Here is an 8,504-nt window from a genome sequence, read left to right as displayed (position 1 = left end):
AAAGACTTGAGAATTTGGCAAAAAGGTATGGAAATTGCAGAAAAATGCTATTTTCTGACTAATCTTTTCCCTAAACATGAACTCTATGGTATGGTCTCACAAATGAAGAGATGTTCCGTTTCTATCTCAAATAGAGGAAATAGGGAATAGGGAACAGGGAACAGTTTAAAATGATACTGACGCCGTTCCCCGTTCCCCGTTCCCTTGTTTTAGAAATGATTATACATTTATTGCCGGAAGAAAGTAGAATGATTATTAGTCTTATTAATTAAAAAGCAATTAGAAAAATGACCTCTGTTCCCCGTTCCCCGTTCCCCGTTCCCCTTCTGTGGGATTGATTTGGGTCATTTCCGTGCCGTGCGATCGCACCAAATCGATTATATCCCCTTTCTTCTCCCCTCGCCGATTTCCCCCCATCTCTGGCTACAGCTACTTGACAAAATCCCTGCCTTGTGCTTTCCTGTATGTGGCCGCATCCCTTCGTCTCGGCATCAGACAGATTCGCTTATTTTACCACAAATTGGGATTTTTGCAAGGAACCCGATCGCCAGTTTGCGTGAAATTTATCACATGGATTCTTCGATGCGATCGCAGCGCGCCTCGGGGATATCCGAGATAATTAAGATATAGCATAACTGGAGAAAAAGCAATGAAAACCACAATTTTAAATACTGCTGCTCTTTTAATCGCCTTATTTTTCGCCACGCCGGTGAAAGCGGAAAACCCCGCCCACGTGCGCCAACTGCTGGAAACCAATATCTGTCCGGGATGCGATTTGGTGGGTGCTGACCTCAGCGGCGCACATGCGATCGGGGCGGATTTGCGAAATGCAGACCTCGCTGGTGCTAACTTGGAAAATGCGAACCTCGAAGGTGCGGATTTGACCGGGGCAAATTTAGAAGGTGCGGATTTGACCAATGCCTTTTTAAATACTGCGACGTTAACCGATACGAATTTGCAAGGAGTTGATTTAACCGATGCGAATCTCTCCTTTTCCAATCTCACCAATGCGGATTTAACGGCGGCGGATCTGTCGGATACGAATTTAATCGGGGCGGATCTCAATGACGCGGAAATGCCTGCAGAAATGCTCGGGCGCGTGCAATAGGCGCGATAAACCCACTCCCCTATTCTACCCCAGTCTGCTATTGTCTGGGAAAGCGGGAAGTGGATGGGATGTTTCGCGGTTCCCTCGGTCGGTTTAGCCACAGGTTCGATTGGAGCAATTTTCTATTTCTTTGAGCAGTTCTTCTAGCAGCAAATTCTCGGCGCGCAGGTTTTCGGTCTCTCGGTCACAGGAGTGGTTGCGCTGTAGTTTATCGCGCACCTGTTTGCGGGTAAATTGGGTGGCTAACAGTCGAATTTGCGGTCGGATGGCTTCTAGGGCGTTTTCGCTGACGCGATGGGCGAGGGTTTGAAATCTCTCGGCTAACTGGGCGATCGCCTCGTCAATATTCATTGCAGATAAAATCAAAAAACAGCTACTTATTTCCTCCCCAAAAGCTGACCGAATCAGGAATCTATACCCACCCAAAGGGTTTTCCGCCCGTCACTTGATTCCTATCGGATGGGTTGATTTATGTGAGATACATTGCCGAGGAGGGGGTATCCCTGCTTCTGGAAACCGGATCCCCGCTGTGGAGTGAATTTGCGATCGCCCCCACCGCCATTTCCGGTTCTGCTGCTTGGCGATCGCCTCGCCAAAATAAGCCATACTTCCATCCGTCGGTTGCGAGGGGCGCGAGCTTTTTAATATAACTTATTACTAACAAGCAATTTTCGGGTAAAAATTAGGAGGCGCGTTCTTTAGCTCATCAGCGATCGCGCCTCATCCCATGATGGCAATTTCCAAATGTCGCAGGAGTAGAATAAAATTTAGAGCTATTGCGTGCCTCCCATCACCTTTTTGAGAGAGGTCAATCCCTTTTTAACGCGACGAGAAACGGTGACCGAACTAATGCCCATGCGTTCCGCCGTTTCTTTTTGGGTCAAATCCTGGAGGAATACGAATTCGAGTACCTTGCGAGTGCCTTCCTCCAACTTAGCCAGACCTTGTTGCAGGCGAAGTCGGTCTTCTTGGGCCAACTGGAAACTGCGATAGCCCAGATCGGGCACCAATTCTCCGAGGGAAGTTGCGCCTTCCTCTTCATCCTGAACTGGAGCATCCAAGCTCAGGGGGGCGCGGTTGCGACAGGCGAGTTTAACTTCCTGCCATTGCATGACAGAAATATCCAGGGCCGCCGCCACCTCAGCATCAGAGGGTTGGCGATTGAGCTGTTGTTGCAAGCGTTGAATTTCCTTAGTGGCTTGCCGTTGCAAGGTCAACCAATTGCGCGGGATGCGGACAGAGGGACTTTTATCGCGCAGATAGTGTTGAATTTCCCCTCTAATGTAAGGAATGGCAAACGAACTGAAGGCATGTCCTTTGGACATATCAAAACGTTCGATCGCCCGAATCAAGCCCAAGCATCCTACTTGTAGCAGATCGTCATAACTTTCGCTACACTGCTGCATCCAGTGATGCACTTCCTTTCTAACCAACCCAAAATTGAGTTGGACGATTTGATTGCGAATTTCGGTAGAAGCGGTGGTTTGGTACTCGCGCAGGAGTTCCAAACTTTCACTTTTGACTCGTTGACTGTTGACGGTTGTAAGCATTCTGAACACCCCGGTAGGTAGCTCCCCTTTTGAGTATGAGCGAATTTTTCTTTCGCCGCAGTGATCTGCCGCACAGTCGGTGCGATCGGTCTCCCAACCGGGTCGCCAAACATGCCGAGGGTGACGATCGCTGCTGCAGCCAGGGGACTGAGTGGAAGGGCACCCCTCGGGAGGGAAAGCGGGGTTGGGGGAGACAGACTGAGGAATTTATTCTTCTTCTAAACTATATTACCTGTTTTCGGTTGGCAACAGCATTAGGGGTGTGATAATCATATCCTTTTAATGACACATTTTTTAGAAAGATTTTGTAAAGACTGGCCGATCGCCGCCAGGATTTGCGGGCAGCAGGGGGCTAGGGGAGTGGTACCCAAAGCACCGCCGTTATCGAGGAATCCTGCCTGAGAAAGCCTTTTGCGTGACAAAACGAACGGTTCGAGCCAAAATAGTTTCAGGGTAGCCAATTGTCCTCAAGACCTCGAGGGTGCTGTCCCTAGAGTATGGAAACCTCAAGGGACGGATCGGACATTTTGCCAGAAGCGGGAGCGATAGCCCGCTTTGCCGAGAGCGCGATCGCGGCGGTCCAAGAAAATACCAGGATTTCTTGACAGAAGTCAGAAACGCGGTGTCAACGGCGATGGCAAATGGTAAATTAACGGCAGCGCCGTTGGGGGGAGGAGAGGGCGGCTGCCCGGGATCCGCCAAAAGCGGGGTCAAATACATAAACCGATATAAAAAAGGAGCGCGTCAGAATCGTGAGCCAAGCAGAAACGCCAAACCTACAATCCGCGCAAGAGGAATTGTCTCATCTGCGCGAAGAGTTGCAAATGCGCGATCGGCTAGTCGAACAGCTTTCGCAAGAGTTGTTCCGCTTAGTCAAAGGGAATAACAACCCAGGCGTCGCCCAAGATATTCCCGATGAATACCTCGCGCAGATGCGCTCCTTGCGCGAACAACTGCAAGGAGTGGAAGAGCAGGTGACATTTTATCAAGAGCAACTGCAAGAGCGAGATGAAGAGATTTATCAACTGCGCCATTCCGTGCAAGAACTCACCGATCGCTCTCGCATGCTCGAGCAAGTGGTGCAAGAACTGCCCGAAATTTATCGGCAGAAATTCGCCGAACGCATGGAAGGAGTGCGCGAAAAGGTGGAAATGCTGCAACGGGAAAACCGCCAGCTTCACGCCGAACTGCAAAGCGTCAGCTATCGCTTAGCGGTAAGAAGCCGTCGCCACTCTGGACGGTTGGAATTGCCAAGCTTGTCGGGATCGCAAGGAGGAGACATCAGTTTGCCATCCTTGGGAAATGCGTAGGATAGCCATCGCGATCGCGCCGGATTGGGGAGTCCAGGAGCGTCCTCAGGGCGACCCTGCCCCCCTCGATCGCATGATAGCCGCACTCAAAGTCGCGATCGGCCAAACTCACCCCGATGTGGAGCCAGAAATCCACCCGGCTCCTCACTTAAGTGAAATTTTAGGCTCCGCATCGGATACCTTAGTCTGCCCCCTCACCCTCAACGTGCCCCCCACCCTGGACTTTCCCGGGCGGGACATCTATCAAACCTGTGCCGATGTGGCGGGATTGCAGACCGAGGTGGTGAGGAAATGGAACTATCCCATCGGCGAGGGCAACTTTTGGTTGCCCATCGTCCTGACTGCCAGAGGGCCGCTTTACGGGGAAGCGATCGCCACGGCATCCGCAGCCACAGCCTCCGCAACCCCCGCCGACCTGGTGTTTCCACCCGCTGCCACCCCCGGGGCCGCCTACCTACAGCCAGTGCATTTCCCCGATGCGCGGCGACAACCCCTCTATGCCTTTGCCCACCAATTGCTCCAGGAGCTATCCGCTCCTCCGGCAACCTATTTGATGCAATTTGGGCTGTTGGAAGACCGCCTCAGCTTCGATCGCCTGTGGCCCTTTCCCGCAACCCCCGCTCTCGCCAGCATCGGCGTTCAAGTCCCCGACTTGTTCGCCTGCCACTGGTACTGCTTAACCCACAGGCCGATTCTCGACCTCACAATCCGCGACTCACTTAAAGCCTAAAGCTCGCCGGGGGTTAAGTGAGGAGCGCCCCCCGGCGATATTTGGGGAAATTCTCTGGGTCACTCTCTCTCGCTGCAGAGGTGGGATGTTTCTTATTCAGGCAGAGAGCCGATGCCAGGAACCGGGCTAGATTGGGGGAAAATGAGCCGATCGCACCCGGAAAACCTCGCACACAGAGGTAAGGAGAAATTAGGCAGCCACCAACCCAGACCGCTTGGTGGGCGCAGACTGGCGAGAAGGGGTGGCGATCGCCGCTTCATAAGAATCGAAAATCTCCAATACCCGATCGAGCTGCGTAATTTCAAAAATCAACCGCACTGGGGGTGGGGCATTGCAAATCACCAAACGACTCGCGCTTTCTCTCGCAGTTCTCAGTGCGCTGACCAACGCAAATAAGCCAGCACTATCTACCAGGTCTACCTCGGACAGATCGATGACAAACAGCGTTTCTCTATGAGCCGCGATCGCCGCCACTTCTGCTTCGATTGCTTTCCCCGTCTCGGCGTCAAGACAATCCTGCGGCCTAAATACGATCGGTTGAGTGATTTGTTCTTGGGACATCTTTGTTTTACCTCAAAAGATATTATATCGAACTGGCCAAAGCCGATTATTGCTGTGAACCTGAAATAATGCTCCCTGTTCCAGCATGGCGGCAATTTCCCCAAACTGGAGTGCCCCCGATCGCCAGATCCATGCGATCGCGATCGCCGACCAGGAGAATTGCCCCCACCCGCAATCGCGATCGGCCAATAATCGCTACATTATACAAACAGATTTCAATTCCTAGAGGTAGTCTATCTTACCTTTTTCAAATTTTTAATTTCCAGTTAATAACAAGCAACCCCCTCAAAGCCGCAAACATTGACAGGATTGCCGAATATAAGTCAATATGTTAGAGAATCGTCAAAATTTCAAGGCTGTGTTGCATGTCGTCTGAGTTAATCTCTGTAGAAACCATCACTGAAATCGCGCATCAATACGGCTATTGGGCAGTTTTTCTGGGAATAACATTAGAAAACGCCGGGATTCCCCTCCCCGGGGAAACCATTACCCTCGTTGGCGGCTTTCTCGCCGGCAGTGGCGAACTCAACTACTGGTTCGTCCTCGGTAGCGCGATCGCCGGTGCCGTCCTCGGCGATAACTGCGGCTACTGGGTCGGGCGAAAAGGGGGCTGGCCCTTCCTGATCGCCCTAGGCCGACTATTTAAAATTTCCGAAAAACAAATCCTAGCCGTCAAAGATAAATTTAGTCAAAATGCCGCCCGGGCCGTATTTTTAGGGAGATTTGTCGCCTTGCTACGGATTTTTGCAGGGCCATTAGCCGGAATTGCCGAAATGCCCTACGGACAATTTCTATTGTGCAACGCAGCCGGCGCAACCCTGTGGGCCAGCGCGATGGTCAGCTTAGCATTCTTTGTCGGTGAACTCATCCCCTTAGAGCAGTTAGTCTCCAGCGTTGCCAAATTCGCCATTTTCGCCCTCGCGATCGCAATCGTTTGGTTTATCGTCCTCCCGTGGTTAGAAGCACGCAGCAGTGCCAAACAACTGAAAGAATGAGCCGCGTATGCCACTCAAAGCGGCAAAAGGCAAAAGAGTTCGGAGATTCTTTTGCCTTTTTTATCCCTTAAAGCACCTTATGCCTCGCCTCTGAGTTTTTTCGACCAAATCCGCGTGGGCAAACCCCAAACGTAGATAAAGCCTTCCGCCGCCTTGTGGTCGAACTTATCCTCAGCGCCATAAGTAGCCAGATCCGGGGTATAGAGAGAATTTTCCGACTTGCGCCCCACAATCTTTGCCTGACCCTTGAACAGTTTCACCCGAATCGTGCCAGAGACTTGTTCCTGAGTCTGTTGGATAAACGCATCCAGGGCCGATTTCAGCGGACTGTACCACAAACCGTTGTACACCAACTCGCTGTAGGTCTGTTCGATACCCCGCTTGTACTGCGTCACATCTTTGGTCAGGGTGAGGCTTTCGAGATCCCGGTGGGCGTCAACAAGGACCAGCAGCGCCGGCGTCTCGTAGATTTCCCGGGATTTAATCCCCACCAAACGGTTTTCCATCAAATCGATGCGGCCCACCCCGTGACGACCCACAATCTCGTTGAGCTGCGAGATCAAGTCGATAGGCGAGAGCATATTGCCATTCAGGGTCGTGGGAATGCCTTTGGTAAAACCGATTTCCACATATTCCGGTTCATCCGGGGTGTTTGCGATCGCCCGCGTCATCAGGTAGATTTCTTCCGGCGGTTCCGTCCAAGGGTCTTCCAGAGGTCCCGCCTCAATGGATCGTCCTAAAATATTGCGATCGATACTGTAAGGGGAAGACTTCTTCACCGGAGAGGGGATGCCAAACCTTTCCCCATACGCAATAGTTTCCTCCCGACTCATGTTCCATTCTCGCGCCGGAACTAGCACCTTGATATTCGGGTTGAGTGCCGCGATCGACACATCGAAGCGCACCTGATCGTTGCCCTTCCCGGTGCAACCATGCGCCACAGCATCCGCCCCATATTTTTCCGCCGCCTCCACCAACAGTTGCGCGATTAGCGGTCTAGCGAGGGCCGTGGAAAGCGGATAGCGATTTTCGTACAACGCATTCGCTTGAATAGCGGGAAACGCATAGTCGGTGAGAAATCTTTCCGTTGCGTCTTCCACTAAGGACTGACTCGCACCGGATTTTAATGCTTTTTCTTGGATAGGCTTGAGTTCTTCTCCCTGACCGAGATCTGCCGCCAGGGTAATCACTTCTTCCACCCCCCACTCTTCTTTTAAGTAGGGAATGCACACCGTGGTATCCACTCCACCGGAATATGCCAAAACGACTTTGGTAGCGCGACCCATTGGTTTCTCCTTTCTCCTCAACACATGACTGAATTGCGCTGCTGCGGGATTCGGGTTTTTTCCCACCCCGAACAGATGAGCATAATCAATTTAGCACCGATTGCTTGTGGTTTTTCGGGGAGCTGAATCGGTTCGCTCGAATTGCGGGAGTTCCAGTTACGTTCTTGTCACGGATTGTTGAGATTGCGCCGACGCGATCGCCTCGCCACCGCGATCGGCATTCCGACAATTTCGCCCCAAGACGTAGCAACACAATGGCAAGCGTCGCCCAAGGAGGAACATCGGCGATCGCCGCCTTTAACACCACCTCGCTCAACGCGATCGCCGAACATTTAGCCGATTTTTTGCCTCAAATGCTTGACAAAATAATAATCTTGTGCTAAATGCAAATCTCGAAGCAAGGCGCAATCCCCACCCATATCATCCGCATCACCCACTGAAGAAGCTAAACGCGAAAGCATGGGGTTACTCCCCATTAGACTAACTATTTTTATAGACTTCAGCCGCTTCTTGAACGATCGCTTTTAGATCCTGAGTATCGAACGGTTTGCTGACGCATTTAAAAACATTTGCTTTACTTTTTATGTCATCCGCATCTTCCAGGGCATCCTCACTGTAACCGGTTAGAAGAATGCCAATTGTATTCGGAAAGCGGTCTTTCGCCTTGCTCAATAATTCTAAACCCGTCATCTCTGGCATACTCTGGTCAGTAATAATCACCGCCACCTCTCCTTGTTCGTCAAACAATTCGATGGCACTCAGAGGACTTTGCGCGCGGATGACTTGAAATTCCCGTCGAAAGGTGCGGTAAAGCAAATCCAGGTTGTCGCGTTCGTCATCAACCACCATTAATTTGAGTTTGGGCATATGTAAAGTTACTCCGCCAATGTTAAACTAAGTAATTCTGTCACCAAAACTACTCGTCTTCAAAACCGGACTTGAGACTTTCACCTCATCCGGCTCC

General features: G+C 51.4%; 14 protein-coding genes. 6 read left to right on the top strand and 8 right to left on the bottom strand.

The window, feature by feature from the left end; translation table 11 throughout:
• The first annotated feature begins 27 nt into the window (after positions 1–27).
• Complete coding sequence (locus LKK83_RS14905; RefSeq protein ID WP_442957318.1) at positions 28–150, top strand: four helix bundle protein; 123 nt, start codon at positions 28–30, stop codon at positions 148–150.
• A 129-nt stretch (positions 151–279) separates the two neighbouring features.
• Here LKK83_RS14905 and LKK83_RS14900 read toward each other — a convergent pair whose 3' ends face one another.
• The gene (locus LKK83_RS14900; protein ID WP_324631988.1) at positions 280–417 is read right to left on the bottom strand and encodes a hypothetical protein; all 138 of its coding nucleotides are present in this window, start codon (positions 415–417) and stop codon (positions 280–282) included.
• A 232-nt stretch (positions 418–649) separates the two neighbouring features.
• Here LKK83_RS14900 and LKK83_RS14895 point away from each other — a divergent pair, with 232 nt between their 5' ends.
• Positions 650–1,108, top strand: a complete 459-nt coding sequence (locus LKK83_RS14895; protein WP_324631987.1) for a pentapeptide repeat-containing protein — start codon at positions 650–652, stop codon at positions 1,106–1,108.
• Positions 1,109–1,201: 93 nt separating this feature from the next.
• On the opposite strand, the gene LKK83_RS14890 is transcribed toward LKK83_RS14895, so the two are convergent.
• From LKK83_RS14890 to LKK83_RS14880, 3 genes are all read right to left on the bottom strand, one after another.
• Positions 1,202–1,474, bottom strand: a complete 273-nt coding sequence (locus tag LKK83_RS14890; RefSeq protein ID WP_324631985.1) for a hypothetical protein — start codon at positions 1,472–1,474, stop codon at positions 1,202–1,204.
• 103 nt (positions 1,475–1,577) lie between these two features.
• Positions 1,578–1,772 (bottom strand): hypothetical protein, encoded by a 195-nt coding sequence (locus tag LKK83_RS14885; RefSeq protein WP_324631984.1) that lies wholly within the window; start codon positions 1,770–1,772, stop codon positions 1,578–1,580.
• A 109-nt stretch (positions 1,773–1,881) separates the two neighbouring features.
• A complete protein-coding gene (locus tag LKK83_RS14880) occupies positions 1,882–2,658 on the bottom strand; it encodes an RNA polymerase sigma factor SigF (protein ID WP_324631983.1) in 777 nt (258 codons plus the stop codon).
• A 752-nt stretch (positions 2,659–3,410) separates the two neighbouring features.
• Between LKK83_RS14880 and LKK83_RS14875 the strand changes: the two genes are divergently transcribed.
• Both LKK83_RS14875 and LKK83_RS14870 read left to right on the top strand, forming a co-directional pair.
• Complete coding sequence (locus tag LKK83_RS14875) at positions 3,411–3,968, top strand: Npun_F5560 family protein (protein WP_324631982.1); 558 nt, start codon at positions 3,411–3,413, stop codon at positions 3,966–3,968.
• Positions 3,961–4,698, top strand: a complete 738-nt coding sequence (locus LKK83_RS14870; protein WP_324631981.1) for a hypothetical protein — start codon at positions 3,961–3,963, stop codon at positions 4,696–4,698. Before LKK83_RS14875 ends, LKK83_RS14870 begins: the two co-directional genes overlap by 8 nt.
• 189 nt (positions 4,699–4,887) lie before the next feature.
• Here LKK83_RS14870 and LKK83_RS14865 read toward each other — a convergent pair whose 3' ends face one another.
• Together LKK83_RS14865 and LKK83_RS14860 are read right to left on the bottom strand one after the other, a co-directional pair.
• Positions 4,888–5,259: an STAS domain-containing protein gene (locus LKK83_RS14865; RefSeq protein WP_324631980.1), complete on the bottom strand. Its 372-nt coding sequence runs from the start codon at positions 5,257–5,259 to the stop codon at positions 4,888–4,890.
• Positions 5,260–5,271: 12 nt separating this feature from the next.
• Complete coding sequence (locus LKK83_RS14860) at positions 5,272–5,448, bottom strand: hypothetical protein (protein ID WP_324631979.1); 177 nt, start codon at positions 5,446–5,448, stop codon at positions 5,272–5,274.
• Between the two features lie 176 nt (positions 5,449–5,624).
• On the opposite strand from LKK83_RS14860, the gene LKK83_RS14855 reads away from it, so the two are divergent.
• Entirely contained in the window at positions 5,625–6,254 is a 630-nt protein-coding gene (locus tag LKK83_RS14855; RefSeq protein WP_324631977.1) for a DedA family protein, read from the top strand.
• A 77-nt stretch (positions 6,255–6,331) separates the two neighbouring features.
• Here LKK83_RS14855 and LKK83_RS14850 read toward each other — a convergent pair whose 3' ends face one another.
• Positions 6,332–7,540, bottom strand: coding sequence for an argininosuccinate synthase (locus LKK83_RS14850; RefSeq protein ID WP_324631976.1), 1,209 nt, complete (start codon positions 7,538–7,540; stop codon positions 6,332–6,334).
• A 164-nt stretch (positions 7,541–7,704) separates the two neighbouring features.
• Between LKK83_RS14850 and LKK83_RS14845 the strand changes: the two genes are divergently transcribed.
• A complete protein-coding gene (locus LKK83_RS14845; protein ID WP_324631975.1) occupies positions 7,705–7,923 on the top strand; it encodes a hypothetical protein in 219 nt (72 codons plus the stop codon).
• A 97-nt stretch (positions 7,924–8,020) separates the two neighbouring features.
• Here LKK83_RS14845 and LKK83_RS14840 read toward each other — a convergent pair whose 3' ends face one another.
• A complete protein-coding gene (locus LKK83_RS14840; RefSeq protein WP_324631974.1) occupies positions 8,021–8,407 on the bottom strand; it encodes a response regulator in 387 nt (128 codons plus the stop codon).
• Between the last annotated feature and the right edge of the window lie 97 nt (positions 8,408–8,504).

The sequence above is a fragment of the Phormidium sp. CCY1219 genome, assembly GCF_035615515.1.
GTDB lineage: Bacteria > Cyanobacteriota > Cyanobacteriia > Cyanobacteriales > Laspinemataceae > CCY1219.
The sequence above is the reverse complement of the archived record's forward strand: the minus strand, read 5'-3'. Positions and strand labels throughout refer to the sequence as shown.